Origin of the sequence: Devosia sp. ZB163 (assembly GCF_028613635.1) — a bacterium.
Taxonomy (GTDB): Bacteria; Pseudomonadota; Alphaproteobacteria; order Rhizobiales; family Devosiaceae; genus Devosia_A.
In genome coordinates this window covers 1,363,014-1,379,082 of the sequence record NZ_JAQRMY010000001.1, presented here as the reverse complement: position 1 = coordinate 1,379,082, position 16,069 = coordinate 1,363,014, and the positions used below count along the sequence as shown (strand labels likewise).

16 protein-coding genes are annotated in these 16,069 nt (G+C 66.3%); 6 read left to right on the top strand and 10 right to left on the bottom strand.

Translation table 11 applies throughout. The features are described from left to right. Positions 1 to 254: 254 nt before the first annotated feature. Positions 255 to 1,364, bottom strand: coding sequence for a quinone-dependent dihydroorotate dehydrogenase (locus PRN20_RS06990; RefSeq protein WP_273956516.1), 1,110 nt, complete (start codon positions 1,362 to 1,364; stop codon positions 255 to 257). Continuing rightward, the gene (locus PRN20_RS06985; protein ID WP_273956515.1) at positions 1,361 to 1,714 is read right to left on the bottom strand and encodes a DUF952 domain-containing protein; all 354 of its coding nucleotides are present in this window, start codon (positions 1,712 to 1,714) and stop codon (positions 1,361 to 1,363) included. Before PRN20_RS06985 ends, PRN20_RS06990 begins: the two co-directional genes overlap by 4 nt. 144 nt (positions 1,715 to 1,858) lie before the next feature. Here PRN20_RS06985 and PRN20_RS06980 point away from each other — a divergent pair, with 144 nt between their 5' ends. Together PRN20_RS06980 and PRN20_RS06975 are read left to right on the top strand one after the other, a co-directional pair. After that, a complete protein-coding gene (locus tag PRN20_RS06980) occupies positions 1,859 to 2,503 on the top strand; it encodes a S24 family peptidase (protein ID WP_273956514.1) in 645 nt (214 codons plus the stop codon). Continuing rightward, positions 2,500 to 3,099: a dienelactone hydrolase family protein gene (locus PRN20_RS06975; RefSeq protein WP_273956513.1), complete on the top strand. Its 600-nt coding sequence runs from the start codon at positions 2,500 to 2,502 to the stop codon at positions 3,097 to 3,099. The genes PRN20_RS06980 and PRN20_RS06975 overlap by 4 nt, the downstream gene beginning before the upstream one ends. Here PRN20_RS06975 and PRN20_RS06970 read toward each other — a convergent pair. Next, positions 3,096 to 4,709, bottom strand: a complete 1,614-nt coding sequence (locus PRN20_RS06970) for a lysine--tRNA ligase (RefSeq protein ID WP_273956512.1) — start codon at positions 4,707 to 4,709, stop codon at positions 3,096 to 3,098. The two genes, PRN20_RS06975 and PRN20_RS06970, sit on opposite strands and share 4 nt — an antisense overlap. Before the next feature lie 143 nt (positions 4,710 to 4,852). Between PRN20_RS06970 and PRN20_RS06965 the strand changes: the two genes are divergently transcribed. Further along, a complete protein-coding gene (locus tag PRN20_RS06965) occupies positions 4,853 to 5,257 on the top strand; it encodes a tellurite resistance TerB family protein (RefSeq protein ID WP_273956511.1) in 405 nt (134 codons plus the stop codon). On the opposite strand, the gene PRN20_RS06960 is transcribed toward PRN20_RS06965, so the two are convergent. Then, a complete protein-coding gene (locus PRN20_RS06960) occupies positions 5,254 to 6,063 on the bottom strand; it encodes a transporter substrate-binding domain-containing protein (RefSeq protein WP_273956510.1) in 810 nt (269 codons plus the stop codon). The two genes, PRN20_RS06965 and PRN20_RS06960, sit on opposite strands and share 4 nt — an antisense overlap. A 165-nt stretch (positions 6,064 to 6,228) precedes the next feature. On the opposite strand from PRN20_RS06960, the gene PRN20_RS06955 reads away from it, so the two are divergent. After that, complete coding sequence (locus PRN20_RS06955; protein ID WP_273956509.1) at positions 6,229 to 8,061, top strand: glycosyltransferase family 2 protein; 1,833 nt, start codon at positions 6,229 to 6,231, stop codon at positions 8,059 to 8,061. Here PRN20_RS06955 and PRN20_RS06950 read toward each other — a convergent pair. Then, positions 8,049 to 9,305 carry a D-amino acid dehydrogenase gene (locus tag PRN20_RS06950; RefSeq protein ID WP_273956508.1) on the bottom strand — a complete coding sequence of 419 codons (1,257 nt, stop codon included), beginning with the start codon at positions 9,303 to 9,305 and terminating at the stop codon, positions 8,049 to 8,051. The two genes, PRN20_RS06955 and PRN20_RS06950, sit on opposite strands and share 13 nt — an antisense overlap. A 228-nt stretch (positions 9,306 to 9,533) precedes the next feature. On the opposite strand from PRN20_RS06950, the gene PRN20_RS06945 reads away from it, so the two are divergent. Together PRN20_RS06945 and PRN20_RS06940 are read left to right on the top strand one after the other, a co-directional pair. After that, positions 9,534 to 11,006, top strand: a complete 1,473-nt coding sequence (locus PRN20_RS06945) for a hypothetical protein (protein WP_273956507.1) — start codon at positions 9,534 to 9,536, stop codon at positions 11,004 to 11,006. 95 nt (positions 11,007 to 11,101) lie between these two features. After that, complete coding sequence (locus tag PRN20_RS06940) at positions 11,102 to 11,491, top strand: c-type cytochrome (protein WP_337956227.1); 390 nt, start codon at positions 11,102 to 11,104, stop codon at positions 11,489 to 11,491. A 26-nt stretch (positions 11,492 to 11,517) separates the two neighbouring features. On the opposite strand, the gene PRN20_RS06935 is transcribed toward PRN20_RS06940, so the two are convergent. Genes PRN20_RS06935 through PRN20_RS06915 form a run of 5 tightly spaced genes read right to left on the bottom strand, consistent with a single transcriptional unit; the run spans position 11,518 to position 15,967 of the window. Further along, on the bottom strand, positions 11,518 to 11,874 hold the full coding sequence (locus PRN20_RS06935) for a cytochrome C oxidase subunit IV family protein (protein ID WP_273956506.1): 357 nt from the start codon (positions 11,872 to 11,874) through the stop codon (positions 11,518 to 11,520). Between the two features lie 10 nt (positions 11,875 to 11,884). Next, the gene (locus tag PRN20_RS06930; protein WP_273956505.1) at positions 11,885 to 12,604 is read right to left on the bottom strand and encodes a heme-copper oxidase subunit III family protein; all 720 of its coding nucleotides are present in this window, start codon (positions 12,602 to 12,604) and stop codon (positions 11,885 to 11,887) included. Between the two features lie 17 nt (positions 12,605 to 12,621). Further along, positions 12,622 to 13,326, bottom strand: coding sequence for a cytochrome c oxidase subunit 3 (locus PRN20_RS06925; protein WP_273956504.1), 705 nt, complete (start codon positions 13,324 to 13,326; stop codon positions 12,622 to 12,624). Continuing rightward, positions 13,323 to 15,092: a cytochrome c oxidase subunit I gene (locus PRN20_RS06920; protein ID WP_273956503.1), complete on the bottom strand. Its 1,770-nt coding sequence runs from the start codon at positions 15,090 to 15,092 to the stop codon at positions 13,323 to 13,325. The genes PRN20_RS06925 and PRN20_RS06920 overlap by 4 nt, the downstream gene beginning before the upstream one ends. Before the next feature lie 53 nt (positions 15,093 to 15,145). Next, positions 15,146 to 15,967, bottom strand: coding sequence for a cytochrome c oxidase subunit II (locus PRN20_RS06915; RefSeq protein ID WP_273956502.1), 822 nt, complete (start codon positions 15,965 to 15,967; stop codon positions 15,146 to 15,148). Between the last annotated feature and the right edge of the window lie 102 nt (positions 15,968 to 16,069).

Sequence of the window (16,069 nt, the reverse complement as noted above, 5' to 3'; positions counted from 1 at the left end):
CCGAGCTCGCGTGCCATAGGCCAAAAACCCCGATCGACCGGCGAGGCGTGAGCCTCATTCATTCTGCGGACTACCCGCGAGGGGCAAACGCCTCGCCGGTCCCCGCTTCATCCCCGTGCGGGGATGGGTCTTTGACAAATTCCGAGGCCGAAGGGCCGTCGGATGCATCCGCGTGCGCGAAAGAGTGGGTCCGCGGGTCAAGCCCGCGGATGACGGGGGATAGAAGGCCAGCCACGACCAGGCAACCCGGGGACTTACAGGCTCGCCTTTCCTGCGGCCCACTCGGCGGTGGTCTTCCCGGTCAGCTCGGAGACCGATTTCAGCCCACGGCTGCGCACGGCTGCAAGCAGGCCGCGCTTGATGCGGTCGAGCAGGTCCAGGCCCCCGAACACCATGGCCGAGTAGAGCTGGATCGCGTCGGCGCCCGCCTCGAACTTGGCGACGGCGCTCTCGGGCGAATAGATGCCCCCTACTCCGATGATCGGCATGGTCCCGACGCGCTGGCGGACCTGGGCGAGCTTCTGGGTCGAGAGGTTGAACAGGGGTTTGCCGGAGAGGCCGCCCGTCTCGGTGGCATTCTCCATGCCGGCGACAGGGTCGCGGCTGACCGTGGTGTTGGAGACGATCAGTCCGTCGAGATCCGTCGCCAGCACGACCTTGGCGATGGCGTCGAGCTGCTTCTCGTCGAGGTCGGGCGCGAGCTTCAGCAGCACCGGCACTCGGACCGACGCCTTGGCGCGAGCCTTCAGTACGGCCGCGAGCAGCCGGGTCAGCGCCTCGTCGGCCTGCAGGTTGCGCAGGCCCGGCGTGTTCGGCGAGGAGATGTTGACGGTCAGATAGTCGGCAACCTCGGCGAAGCGCGTCACGCCCTTCACGTAGTCGGCGACGAAATCCTCGCTGTCCTTGTTGGCCCCGATGTTGACGCCGAGGATGGCGCCGACATGGGCGCCCTTCAGCCGCGCGAAGGTCGCCTCATGGCCCTCGTTGTTGAAGCCCATGCGATTGATGACACCCTCGGCTTCGGCCACGCGAAAGAGTCGTGGCTTGGGGTTGCCCTGCTGCGGGCGGGGCGTCACCGTCCCCACCTCGACCATGCCGAAGCCCATGCGGGCGAGCGGTTTGGGCACCTCGGCATTCTTGTCGAAGCCAGCCGCCATGCCGATGGGGTTCTTCAGGTCGAGACCGCAGAGCGTGGTGCGGAGCTCGGGGGGATCGGCGCCTTCCTGTTCCGGCGCGAGGCCGAGGCGGAGCGCGGCGATCGTGGCGCCGTGCGCGATCTCCGGGTCCATCTTGAGCAGCGCCTCGCGGGTAAAGCCCGAAACGAGCGGCACCCGCAGGAGCGGCGAGAGGCGGGACAGGATCATTTCACCCACTCCGGCAGGGCGACGATGCCGTCGGCGGGCACGTCGAGGGCGGCAGAGTTGCCGATCGCCGTCATGGGCAGTTCGCCATAAAGGTGCGGGAACAGGTCGCCGCCGCGCGATGCCTCCCACTTCATGGCATCGCCGAAGGGCGCTACCGGCACGGCGAACAGGATCTGCCCGCCAAGTCCGGCAAAGTAGAGCCGGATGGTCTCGGCAAGCTGTGCGGCGGTCGAGAAATGGATGTAGCCGTCCTTCAGGTCGATCGGCTGGCCGACGAAGCGTCCGGCCTTCACCGAGGCCTCATAGACCTCGCGGCTCGCGACCTTGTAGACATGGGTGGGAGTGGCCACGGATAGGCTCCTGTTCGGTCGGGCCGGACCCTAGAGATTCGGGGCGCCGATCACAAGTTGCAGGCCGAGCTTTACAAGCTCTGGGCAGCAGCATAGATAGGATTTGTTTCCGCAAGGAGACATCATTCCTCAGCGAGGCCGGAGATGCTCTCGCATCGCGATATCTGGAACGCGATCGATGCGGTCGCCGAACGGCACGGACTCTCGGCGTCCGGCCTGGCTCGGCTCGCCGGCTTGGATGCCACGGCCTTCAACAAATCCAAGCGCGTCAGCAAGGACGGGCGCGAGCGCTGGCCCTCCACCGAGAGCGTCGCCAAGATCCTCGAGGCCACCGGCGAGACGTTCGATGCGTTCCTGGCTGCCGGGGGTGCCTATCTCCAGACGCAGATGGCCGGTCCGGCACGCTCCTATGTGCCGTTGCTCGGCCTCGGCCAGGCCGGTTCAGGCGGCTTTTTCGACAGCGCCGGCTTCCCGCAGGGCCAGGGCTGGGACGAGGTGGCGTTCCCGTCGGCGCCCGAGGATGGCAGCTACGCCCTCGAAGTTTCGGGCGACTCGATGCAGCCGCTCTATCGCGACGGCGACGTGATCGTGGTGTCGCCCACCGCCCAGCTGCGCCGCGGCGATCGTGTCGTCGTGCGCACCAAGGACGGCGAGGTGCTGGTGAAGGTGCTCCACCGGCAGACTGCGAAGACGCTGGAGCTCCATTCGCTGAACCCGGCCCATCCGCCTCGCGTGCTCGAGGTGAAGGATGTCGAGGGCATGGGGCGGATCGTGTGGGCGAGCCAGTGAGCGCCCCGCTCGACATCCTCCTGCCGCCAGCGGGCTCAGGCCCGGGCGTCCTCGTCGTCCATCCCTGGTGGGGTCTCAACCAGACGGTACGCGACTATGGGGCGGCGCTCGCAGATGCCGGGTTCGTCGTCGGACTTGCCGATGCCTTCGCGGGATCGGTCGTCACCGGGCAGGACGAAGCGCAGGGCCTGCTCGACCAGTACTGGCAGACGGCGCCGTCAGTCCTCACTCAGGCGTTCGATCAGCTCGCGGCCAACCCGGCGGTGCGTGGCGGCGTCAGCGGGCTCGGCTTCTCTTTCGGCGGCTTCCAGTTGCTCGGACTCCAGGAGAAGCTGCCGCTCCGCCGCCTCGTCACCTACTACGCCGATCGCGAGGTAACGCTGAAGGTGCCTGTACTGGGCCACTTTGCCGAAACGGACCCCTTTGCCGACGACCAGGAGGGCATGATCGCGGCGCTGGCTGCTGCCGGCGCGCCGAGCGAAGCGATCGCCTATCCCGGCACGCGCCACTGGTTCGCCGAAAAGGACCGGCCGGAGTTCGATGCCCCGGCCGCTCAGTCCGCGTTCGATCGCGCGGTGGCGTTCCTGAAGGGCTAGGCGGCCTTAAGCAGCTTGCCCGCCAGCGCGTCGGCGATCAGCTTGCGCGTCTCGGCCACGCCGTAGAGCGCGATGAACGAGCCGAAGCGCGGGCCCTGCTCGGCGCCGAGCAGCACCTGGTAGATGGCCTGGAACCAGTCGCGGAGCGGCTCGAACTGGTGGGCCTTGCCAACCTCATAGGTGAGGTTCTGCAGTTCCTCGGCGTTCCGCGAGCCCTCGTGTGCCGCGAGCTGATCGGCGAGATCCTGCAGCGCGGCGCGCTCCTTGTCGGTGGGTGCGCGGAACGACTTGGTGGGAGCGACCATGTCGTTGAAATAGGCCACGGCATAGCCGGCCAGCCGGTCGAGTTCGGGCTGCGTCGCCGGGGTGGCACCCGGCACGTAGCGCGAGATGAAGCCCCAGAGCACGTCCTTGTCGTGCGCGTTCGACGCCGAGGTGATGTTGAGCAGCAGTGCGAAGGTGATCGGCATCGTCGCAGCAGGCGGATGGCCGAAATGCACGTGGAACGCCGGGCTCTCGAGGCGAGCCGCGACGTCCTGCGTCTGGTAGGCGTCGACGAACTGGTAGTACTCGTCGACCGCGCGCGGGATGACGTCGAAGTAGAGACGCTTGGCCGCCCGGGGCTTCTGGAACATGTACAGCCCCAGGCTCTCCTCGCTGGCGTAGGTCAGCCACTCGTCGATGGTGAGGCCGTTGCCCTTCGACTTCGAGATCTTCTGCCCGTTCTCGTCGAGGAAGAGTTCATAGACATAGTGCTCTGGCGGGGTGCCGCCGAGGATTGCGCAGATGCGGTCGTAGATCGACTGGTTTGTCTGGTGATCCTTGCCGAACATCTCGAAATCGACGCCCAGCGCCGCCCAGCGCATGCCGAAATCCGGCTTCCACTGCAGCTTCACATGGCCACCGGTCACGGGCACGGTGGTGTCCCGGCCGTCCTCGTCGGCGAAGGTGATGGTGCCGTCCTTGGCGTTCACTTCCTTCATCGGCACGTAGAGCACGCGGCCCGAGATCGGCGAGATCGGCAGGAACGGCGAGTAGGTCGCCTGCCGCTCCTCTCCGAGGGTCGGCAGCATTACGTTCATGATGTCGTCGTAGCGCTCGGCGGCGCGCAGCAGCACGTCGTCGAACTTGCCCGACTTGTAGTAGTCGGTGGCGCTGGCGAACTCGTAGTTGAAGCCGAAGGTGTCGAGGAAGCGGCGGAGCATGGCGTTGTTGTGCTCGCCGAAGCTCGTGAACTCGTTGGTCCAGGGATCAGGGACCGAGGTCAGCGGCATCTGCAGGTAGGGCTCGAGGAAGGCCTTGGACGGCACGTTGTCGGGGATCTTGCGCATCCCGTCCATGTCGTCGGAGAAGCAGAGCAGCCGGGTCGGAATCTGGTCGCGGGTCAGCAGCCGGAAGGCGGTGCGGACCATGGTAGTGCGCGCCACTTCGCCGAACGTGCCGATATGCGGCAGGCCCGAGGGGCCGTAGCCGGTTTCGAACAGCACTTCGGTGAGGCCAAGCCGCTCGACGCGAGCGACCAGTTTCCGGGCTTCCTCGAATGGCCATGCACGCGCTGTCTGCGCGGGCTCGAAGAAGGCGGGGTCGAGGGTCGGAAGGGGCGCGGGCACGGCAGGCCTCTGGCGAAATGGTTGGAGAGGCGCTCAAATGCACCAGCGAGCGGGGTGCGTCAATGCCGACGGATGGCGCGTGCCTTGCCAAGCCGGGACCCGCTGCCTAGTTATGCGGAACCTTTGCCCCCTCCGAGGAACCGATGGCTCTTTCCCTTCAGGACGCACTCATTCATCTCATGGTCGTTACCGCCTCGTCCGACGAAGGCATTTCGGACCATGAGCTCGACGCCATCGGGCACCTGATCGAGCGGTCGCCGGTCTTCGAAGGATACGACATGGGCCGGCTCGAGGAAGTCGCCAACGCGGCGATCGACAAGACCAATGCCGATGGCTTTGAAGGCGTGCTCGACGCCGCAGTCGCCGCGATCCCCGACCGGCTGCACGACACGGCTTATGCACTCGCCGTGGAGATTGCGGTGATCGACGTGCAGTTGCCGCAGGAAGAGCTTCGTCTGCTCGAGATGGTTCGCGACCGGCTCGACGTCGACAGCCTCGTCACCGGTGCGATCGAAGCGAGCGCCCGCGCCCGCATGCGTTCGGCCTAGTAGAAGCTGACCGGGAACCACCTGAGGTAGAGCTCGTCGTAGGCGCCCGACCGCTTGAGGCGGGCGAGGCCGTAGTCGATGGCCTGGCGGACCGCATCGTGTCCGGCGGGCACGGCCACGGCGAGCCCATCGCCGAACAGGTCGGGCCGGAAATAGGGCTCGCCGGCGAAATCGCAGCAGCCCACATTCTCGTTGAGCCAGAAGGCGGCGCGCATGGCGTCGCCGAAAAAGGCATCCGCCTGTCCGTTCTTCAGTGCCTCCAGGGCCTCGATCTCGCTGCCGAGCTGAATGATGCCGGCAGCCGGCAGGTAGCGACGGATGAACTCGGCATGGGCGGAGCCGCGGCGGACGGCAACGCGCCTGCCGTCGAGCGAATGGGGCTCGAAACCCTGGGCCCGGTCCAGCGGGGTCACGAACCGCCCCGGGAACATCAGGTAGATCTGCGAGAAGTCGAAGGACTGGGCATTCTCGGCCGTGATCGCGAGGCCAGCGATCAGCGCATCGCCCTGGTTGTCCTCCAGCGCCTGCGCCGCCTGGTCCCAGGGCCAGGCCTGAATGGTGCAGTTGATCTTGAGGTCGGCGCACAGAGCCCGCGCGAGGTCGATGTTGAAGCCGACCAGATCGCCCTTGTCGTCGCGGAAGTTAAGTGGCGGGAAGTCCGCGGTCGTCAGGAAGCGGATCGAGGGAACCGCGGTGAGGTTGGGTACAATCTCTCGCGCGCCCGGATCGATGTGATAGGGCAAGGCCTGCGCCAGCACCGGCGCCGGGGCAATCAGCAGAGCGAGGGCGAAAAGTAAGGCGCGCATGACGTTCCGGCGGATCGTAAACCGGCTTATCGCCCAAATCGTCGGCAAAGGCGAGGGCCGTGCCGGGATCTCCAACGCTTCCGATTCCGATTGACGATGATCGCCGCGTGATAACTAATGCCCGCAGACTTTACGGACTTTTTCAAGTCGTAATGGGTGGGCGCGGTGTCGGAGGCGGGGGCGCTTCTTCACGCAATACTTGCCGGACAAATAGACGGCGAGGATGAAGCAAGGTTTCATCTCGACGCAGCGCTGGCGCTCGAGGTCGATCCACTCGACTACTGCGCCGCCCGGTTCGGGCTGGGACAAGAGCGGGTGATGGAGCGGGCGGCGCAATGGGCCGGGCTGGTCTTCGTGCCGCGGGTGCCCAAGGCGCTGCCGGGAAGCCCGGTCATCGAGCGGATCGAGCAGCTCGGCACCGTCCGGACCATAAGGGCGCGGCTGTTCGACCGCGAGGTCATCTACTCGGCACCGCGGTTCAGCGAGTTCATCCGGCTGAGACGGCATGGATGGCGCAATCCCGAGTTCCGCCGCAACTTCTGCGTCGCACCGGAAGCGGCGATCCGTGCCGAGCTGGTCGCTGCCAGCGAGGAAGCGCTGCTTACCGAGGCGCGGCACCGGCTGTTCCGGCGGTGGCCGCGGGCGAGCGGACATGTCGACCTGCCAAAGTCCTCGCGGATCGCCTTCGCGGCCGTGCTGCTCGGGCTGCTGCTGCTTGCCGTGCTGGCGCCCCTCCTCGCCGCTCCGGTCTTCCTGCCCTTCGTGTGGGCAATACTCGCGATACCTGCCGTTCTGCGCCTCTGGGCCGCGATCGGCCCCAGGCGGGCGGTCGACGCGGTGCCGCCGCTCAGCGATGCCGAACTGCCGGTCTACACCATCCTCCTGCCGCTCAGGGACGAGGCGCAGATGGTGCGCCAACTCGTCAACGCCGTCCGCGCCATCGACTACCCTCCCGAAAAGCTCGAAGTGCTGTTCCTCGTCGAGCAGAGCAGCCCTGAGACCGTGGCAGCGGTGAATGCCGAACTGCACGACCCACGCTTCGAGCTGCTCGTCGTGCCCGACGCGATGCCGCGTACCAAGCCCAAGGCCATGAACTTCGCCCTGCCCTTCGTGCGCGGGGATTTTCTCGTGGTCTACGACGCCGAGGACATTCCCGAACCCCGACAGGCCCGGCTGGCCGCGAGCCTCTTCGCCCAGCGGCCCGAGGTCGTGTGCCTCCAGGCGGAGCTGGTGATCGACAATGCCCACGAGAACTGGCTCACGGCGCTGTTCGCCGGCGAGTACGCCGGGCAGTTCGGCCTGATGCTGCCACTGCTCGCCCGCCTTCGGCTGCCCATGCCGCTCGGCGGCACGAGCAACCACTTCCGCGTCTCGGCGCTCCGCGAGATCGGCGGATGGGATCCCTTCAACGTGACGGAAGATGCCGACCTCGGCGTGCGGCTGGCGCGGCGCGGCATGGTGACCGACACGCTCGAGAGCCGCACGGGCGAGGAAGCACCTGTCACCTTCCACTCCTGGCTCCACCAGCGCACGCGCTGGATGAAGGGGTGGATGCAAACCTATATCGTCCACACCAGCAGGCCCTTCGAGCTGCTGCAGGATCTGGGCTGGCGCGGGTTCCTCGCCTTCCAGATCTATGTCGGCAGCATGATCCTGTCGGCTCCGCTGCACACGTTCTTCGTCCTTTCGCTCGTCGTCAGCGCCGCGTTTCCCTCGAGGCCGATGGATGCCTGGGATATGGCCAGCATCGCCATCTTCCTCGTCGGCTATGGCGGACCGGCCGCGCTGGTGGTCGCGGGCCTGCTTCGCCAGCGGCGCCCGGACCTCATCGCCTGGCAACTGCTGTTGCCGGTCTATTGGGTGCTCTACTCACTCGCGGGAATGCGGGCGTTGTGGGAGTTGCTGACCAAGCCCTATTTCTGGGCGAAGACCGCGCATGGGCAAACCCGCCTCACGCGCGGAGCGCGGCCGCTAGGCGCGCCGGTTCAGCTCGAATAACGGCCGAGATCCAGATCGCCGACCTCGATGTCGGGCTTCGTGCCGGAGACGATGTCGGCGAGCACGCGACCCGAGGCCGCGGCCATCGTCCAGCCGAGCGTGCCGTGGCCGGTGTTGAGATAGAGGTTGCCTAGCTTCGAGCGCCCCAGCACCGGCGTGCCATCCGGCGTCATCGGCCTCAACCCGCACCAGAAGCTGGCCCGGCTGGCATCGCCGGCCTCGGGGAACAGCTCGCGCAGCGAGCGGTCGAGCGGGCCCCGCCGCGATGCGTGGAGCGCCGTGTCGTAGCCGGCGATCTCGGCCGTGCCGCCGACCCGGATGCGATCCCCAAGCCGCGTCGTCGCGACCTTGTAGGTCTCGTCCATCACCGTGGAGACCGGCGCCATCGCCTCGTCGACGATCGGCACCGTCAGCGAGTAGCCCTTGATCGGATAGACCGGCAGGTTGATGCCAAGCGGGCGCAGCATGAGCGGCGAGTAGCTGCCCAGGGCCATCACATAGGCATCGGCTGTGATCTCGCCCTGGTCGGTGACCACGCCCGTAACTGCCCCGCCCGAGAACGCGACATGGTCGATATGCACGCCATGACGGAAGGCCACGCCGAGGCCGGCCGCGAGGGCCGCAAGGCCCTCGGTGAACATCTTGCAGTCGCCCGTATCGTCATTGGGCAGGCGCAGCCCGCCGACGAAGGGCACTGTCGAGGCAGCAAGGCCCGGCTCGGCAGCAACGCAGCCTTTGGGATCGAGCACCTCATAGGGCACGCCGTACTGCTCGAGCACCGCGATGTCGTCGGCGGCATGATCGAGCTGCTTCTGCTCGCGGAAAAGCTGGAGCGTCCCCTGCTGGCGCCCGTCGAACTGCAGGCCGGTCTCGGCCCGCAGCGCGATCATCTGGTCGCGTGAGTACTCGGCAACGCGGACCATGCGGCCCTTGTTGATGGCGTAGGCCCGCTCAGTGCAGTTGGCGAGAAGCTGCAGCCCCCAGATCCACATGCGCGGATCGAGCTTGGGCCTGAGGACGAGCGGCCCGTCCTGCATCAGCAACCACTTGATGGCCTTCACGGGGATGCCCGGCCCCGCCCATGGCGAGGCGTATCCGTAGGAAAGCTCGCCGGCGTTGGCGTAGCTGGTCTCGAGCCCGGCCCCCGGTTGGCGATCGAGCACCGTCACCTCATGGCCGGCCTTGGCGAGGTAGTAAGCGGAAGTCGTGCCGATGACGCCGGCACCCAGGACGAGGACCCTCATGCAAACCTTGTTGCCGAGGCGCACCGGAAAGGCAAGCCCGCTGAAGCGAGGCCCTGCAGTGCAGTATCCGGGCTTGCGCTCGGTGGCGGGGCTGGGCATGTTCGGGACCATTGGGGGCGCGCGACGGGACCGTTCGGGGGAAGTGCGGTGAGGGTAGCGGCGCTGTTCTTGGGATTGATGGCGGGCCTGTTCGCGCTTCTGGCGCCGAGCGCGCTCAAACTCGACCTCATGTCTCGTTTTCTCGACGCCTGGACAGCGATGGGCAGCGAGCGGTCAATCGGGTTGATCGTCTGGTATGCCATTCCAACTGTTGCTCTGCTCGGTGGCGTGCTTGCCACGGTCACGCCGGGGTTCGCTGCAGTGTTGCTGACTGTCGCGGCGGCCGGCTGGGCCGGCATCGGCCTGTTGCTGCCGGACCTCTTCGACTACAAGCTCCTCGCCCCCGCAGCCGCCGCGGGACTTGCCGCGTTGCTGGCCCTGATCGCGGGCGAGCTCGATATCCGCAGGCACCGTGTGGCCCGCCGCAACCGGCGGGCGGCAACAGATGCATTGGCCGACGAAGACCACATCGAGCGCGAGGCCGCGCTGCGCATGGACCCCGTGCTCGTTCCACGCAGTCAGACGCCGCGACCGGCGGCGCGCAGCGTCCCGTTGACGATCGACGACGTGTCTGCCACCGAGCGCCCCGCCGGGCCGCCGCCGCGCTGGCAGGACCTCGATACGCCCGCCGACGTTCGCCACCGTCCCGATGCTTGGGGCGAAGCCAGGCGCGAGCCCGCCGCGGCCGAGCTTATGGAGCCAGGCAACCAGGCTCGCGCCGGCCAGCGCCAGGGTTTCCGCTGGGACCGCATGGATACCCCCCATGGGCAGCGCTTCGAGCCGGGTTCGACCCCTGCCCCACGACTGGAGCCGCGACGCGCCGAGCCCGTCCGCCAGGCCGATCCGCTGCGGGTCGAGCACGAGATGTGGCCCGAGGAGCCGCTCGAGGCGGTTGCCCAACCAGTCGAGCCGCGGCCCCGGCGCCGCAGCGCGCTCATGCCGGTTCTGGCGGCTTTTGCTGCGGTGGTCATACTGGGCGGGCTGGCCGCAGGGGGCTATGTCGCTTATCGAGCGGGCTGGGTCGATCGGATGATCGCGTTGGTGCAACCGCAGCAGGCGCCGGCGGGCGCCGGGGTTAGAGAAGCAGCGGCTCCCGCCACGAAGGCTCCGGCAGTTCCGGCCCAGGCTGTGGCTGTCCCCTCGCCGGCGCCGGCCACCCCCGCCGCCGCGGCGCCGACGCAACTGGCGGCCGCCACTCCGGCGGCAAAGACATTCAACGATCCGTTTGCCTACTGCCGCGCGGTCGGCACGATCGACTATGTCGATGGCCGCTACTCGGGCCCGAACGTGACGAGGGAGATCGTGCGGGCCCTCTCGCTCACCGAGGAGGCTTCCCGCGATCGCGTGCGGTGGCGCTGCCTGCGCGGCTCGGTGCTGGCCTGCGCGTCCTACGCGGGGCCGATCTGCGACATGACGCCGACCGCCTCGGAGATGCGTGCCTATTGCGCCACCCACCCGGAGGTTCCGGAACTGGTGGCGCCAGCGGGGACGTGGGCATGCTCGAACGGCCGGGTGCAGCTACCCGGTGGCACCAGTTGGCCGGTGGACGAGCGCGGGTTCCTGCCCACCGGCTGGGTGCCCGTGCCATCGTCGGCGGGTTAGCCAAGCCTCGACAGATCGACTATCATCCCGATCGCTGACCCGACGGATCGGGTATCTCTCCCGTAGCCGCAATGCGGTCAGCCAGGGAGGTCGAGATGATACGGACTGCTGTTGCGATTGCCGTTCTCGCCATGAGCGTGAGCGGAGCGTTCGCCCAAGGCGACGTAGCTGCCGGCGAACAGGTATTCAAGAAGTGCATGTCGTGCCATGCGATCGGCGAGGGCGCCAAGACCAAGGTCGGCCCTGAGCTCAATCAGCTGATCGGCCGCGTTGCCGGATCGGTGGAAGGCTACAGTTACTCCGACGCGATGGTCGCGGCCGGCAAGGGCGGGCTCGTCTGGGGCCCGGATACGCTCACGCCGTTCCTGACCAAGCCCAAGGACGTGGTGGCGGGAACCAAGATGTCGTTCCCCGGCCTGCCCAAGCCCGAGGACGTCGCCAACCTCATCGCCTATCTGCAGACATTCTCGACACCGGCCCAATAGGCCGGCGACGTGACCCTATGCGCTCGTCAACCGCTACCGAAGACCAGGCGGGTGACGAGCGTGTAGTCGGCCTCGAAGGCCATGATGATCGCAAAGATCACCACCAGTACCGGCGGCACCAGGATGGCGTAGGCCAGTGCCAGGCGTTCCCATGCCATGTGCATGAAGATGGCGATGATCAGCCCCGCCTTGCCCAGCATCAGCATGACGATGAGGCCCCAGCGCAAGAGCCCCTGGAACTGCAGGATATCCACGAGATACGAGCAGGCGCTCAGGACGAACAGCCAGAACCAGACGATCAGGTAGACCCGGATCGGGTGCTGCTGGCCTTCGGCGTGGGCCGTGGCGTCAGCCGGGATGGCTTGTGCTTCAGCTTGTGTCATGGCTCGCCTCTCACCACAGGTAGAAGAACGCGAAGATGAAGACCCACACGAGGTCGACGAAGTGCCAGTAGAGGCCGGTGATCTCGACGATCTCCCATCGGCCCTTGCGCGAGGTGAAGAAGCCTTTCTTCCCGGTATCGAAATCGCCGCGCCAGACCTTGCGCGCCATGAGCAGCAGGAAGATCACCCCAATCGTCACGTGCGTGCCGTGGAAGCCGGTGATCATGAAGAACACGGCACCGAACTGCGGCGCGCCCCAGTGGTTCTCCCACGGGCGCACGCCTTCACTGATGAGCTTGGTCCACTCGAAGGCCTGCATGCCCACGAAGGTCGCGCCGAACAGTGCGGTCAGCAGCATGAGCACCGTCGTCTTCACCCGGTCGCGCCGGTAGGCGTAGTTCACCGCCATGGCCATGGTGCCGCTCGAGGAGATCAGCACGAAGGTCATGATGGCGATGAGGATCAACGGCATGTTGACGCCGAAGATCTCGAGCGCAAACACCTCGCTGGGGTTGGGCCAGGGCTCGGTCGTCGACATGCGCGCCGTCATGTAGGCGAGCAGGAAGCAGCCGAAGATGAAGGTGTCCGAAAGCAGGAACACCCAGATCATCGCCTTGCCCCACGTCGCTGTCTTGAAGGCTGTCCGGTCGGACGACCAATCGGAGACGACGCCGGCGAGACCTGGCTGACCTTCGGGGGCGGTATGGGTGGTGAGTGCGTGGTCCGACATCGGTTAGCCTCCGGAGATCAGCTGATCAGGGACTGGCAGAAGGCGACGAACTCGCCGATCCAGCCGTTGAGCAGCGCAAACAGCACCATCCACACGAACAGCATGAACAGCCAGTAGGTGGCACCGAGCTCGACCTTGAGCCGGACTGTATCCGCCTGCTCCGCCGTCCAAGCCTTGGCGATTGCCCAGACCAGGGCGATCAGCCCACCCAGGATGTGCAGGCCATGCAAGCCCGTGACCAGATAGAAGAAGCTGTTGGCCGGGTTGCCGGCAACGAAGAAGCCGGCGGAGTATAGCTGCCACCATGCTTCGAGCTGGCCCAGCACGAAAAGGACGGCGAACAGCGCGGCGGCGACGAGCCCGATCCGGACCCGCAGCAGGTCACCCCTGCGCACCGCCCATTGGCTGTATTCCAGCGCAATGCTGCTGAGGATCAGTGCGCCCGTATTGGCCCACAGGATTTCCGGTATCGGCAGGGCGCGCCAATCACCAAAGTCGCTGCGCATGAACCAGGCGCCGATGACCAGCGTAAAGAGCGCGCCGATGACGGCGAGCAGGAAGCTGAGGCCGGTGCGCTTGGCCGGATCGTGCGACAGCTGGAAGTCCGGCACGCCGTCGAGCACGCCCTGTTCGAGCCAGGGCTTGGCCGTGAGACGCTGCCGGGCGAGCCACCAGCCCGCCAGCCCGGCCAACATGGCGAAGAACATGAGGACGACGGTCATTCCGAGCCCTCCTTGTGGGGTGGCGCTCCGCCCGGCTGGTTCTGCGGGATGAAGTCCTCGGCGGCCCCGGGCACGCTGTAGTCGTAGGCCCAGCGATAGACCACCGGCAGTTCGCGCCCGAAATTGCCGTGGGCCGGGGGTGTCTCGGGCGTCTGCCATTCGAGGGTCGTGGCGCGCCAGGGGTTGCCGCCGGCCGGCTTGCCGTGACGGATCGACCAGATGAGGTTGAACACGAAGACCATCTGGGCCGCGCCGACGATCAGCGCGCACACCGTGATGAACACGTTGAGGTCATGGGCCGAGGGCGGCAGGAACGAGATGTCCTGGCTCTCGAAGTAGCGGCGCGGCACGCCCATGATGCCCAGGTAGTGCATGGGGAAGAAGATGAGGTAGGCCCCCACGAACGTGATCCAGAAATGGATCAGCCCCAGCGTCTGGTCGAGCATCCGTCCGGTGACCTTGGGGTACCAGTGATAGATGGCGCCGAAGATCACGAGGATCGGCGCGACGCCCATCACCATGTGGAAGTGCGCGACGACGAACATCGTGTCCGATAGCGGCACGTCGACCACCACGTTGCCGAGGAACAGGCCAGTGAGGCCGCCATTGACGAAGGTGACGATGAAGCCCAGGGCGAACAGCATGGGCAGGGTGAAGTGGATGTCGCCGCGCCAGAGCGTCAGCACCCAGTTGTAGACCTTGATCGCGGTCGGTACCGCGATGATCAGCGTGGTCGTCGCGAAGAAGAACCCGAACCAGGGGTTCATGCCGCTCACATACATGTGGTGGGCCCAGACGACGAAGCTCAGCGCCCCGATGATGACGAGTGCCCACACCATCATGCGATAGCCGAAGATGTTCTTGCGGGCGTGGGTAGAGATGAGGTCGGAGACGATGCCGAAGGCCGGCAGCGCGACGATGTAGACCTCGGGGTGACCGAAGAACCAGAACAGGTGCTGGAAGAGGATCGGGCTTCCGCCGCCATAGCTCAGGTGCTCGCCCATCTCGACCAGCGCCGGCATGAAGAAGCTGGTGCCGAGCAGCCGGTCGAACAGCATCATCACACAAGCGACGAAAAGCGCCGGAAAGGCGAGCATGGCCATGACGGTGGCGATGAAGATGCCCCAGATGGTCAGCGGCATGCGCATCAGCGTCATGCCGCGGGCACGGGCCTGCAGCACGGTGACGATGTAGTTGAGCCCGCCCATGGTGAAGCCGATGACGAACAGGATGAGCGACACCAGCATCAGGATGATGCCGGCCTGCTGTCCGGGCGTGTTGGAAAGGATTGCCTGGGGCGGATAGAGGGTCCAGCCGGCGCCGGTCGGCCCGCCCGGCGCGAAGAAGCTGGCGACGAGCACGAGGACCGCGAGTAGATAGGTCCAGTAGCTGAGCATGTTGACGTAGGGGAACACCATGTCCCGGGCGCCGAGCATCAACGGGATCAGGTAGTTGCCGAAGCCACCAAGGAAGAGCGCGGTGATCAGGTAGATCACCATAACCATGCCGTGGACGGTGATCGCCTGGTAGTAGGCGTTCGCGTCGACGAACTCGAGGAAGCCTGGGAAGGCCAGCTGCATGCGCATGACCCAGGACAGCGCCAGCGCCACGAAGCCGATCGCCAGCGCGGTACTCGCGTACTGGATGGCGATGACCTTGGCGTCCTGCGAGAAGACGTATTTCGTCCACCAGCTTCGCGGATGGTAGAGTTCGGCATCCGGAAACTCGGCAGCGTGGGCATCATGCCCATGAGTGGCGTCGACCATAGGCGTGCCTCCTCCGCACTGGCCTCTTGAGATCGCGCCGGACGTTGGCGGCCTTAGTTGAGTTCAGCCGTCTTGGTAACCTCCGGGGCGTAGAGCTGGGCAAATGTCTGCTGGCCGGCGAGCCAGGCGTCATAATCTTCCTGGGTGTCGATGACGACGCCGCCGCGCATGTAGGGGTGGCCGGTGCCGCATAGTTCGGCGCACAGCACTTCGAACTGGCCGGTGCGGGTGGGGGTGAACCAGAAATAGGTCACCGAGCCCGGGATCATGTCCATCTTGGCGCGGAACTCGGCGACGTAGAAATCGTGCAGCACATCGGTCGAGCGCAGGAGCATCTTCACCGGCTTGTCGATGGGCAGGTGCAGGTAGTCGGCCTCGATAAGCACGTCGTCCCCGCCGTTCGGGTCATCGGGGATGATGCCGTAGGGGTTGTCGGAACCGACAAGCCTGGTGTCGGTCCGGCCGAGCTTGCCGTCGGCGCCGGGCAGGCGGTAGGCCCATTGCCACTGCTGGCCCATGACCTCGGCTTCGCTGGCGTGGGCGGGCACGTTGATGAACTCGCTCCACACGAACAGGCCCGGCGTCAGCATGGCCACGACGCCGACGGCGGTCAGGCCCATCAGCCAGTTCTCGAGCTTCTTGTTCTCGGGTTCGTAGTCCGCCTTGTGTCCCGGGCGATGCCGGAACTGCCACAGGCAGTAGGCGGCAAACAGGACGACCGCCGCGAAAACGGCGCCAGTGATCCAGAACGTGATCAGGATGGTGTTGTCGATGAATCCCCAGTTCGACGCGATCGGCGTCCACCACCAGGGGCTCAGGAAGTGAAATACCACCGAGCCGACAACGATCAGCACAAACACTACGGCCACGACCATTCCATCGCTCCCCTGCCCAGCGGGCGTCGGATGAACAGTCGGTCCCCCAAGGCGTCGGGGCAAAACGCGAGTAGCGGCTGGCAACGAATTGCCCCGTCTCCA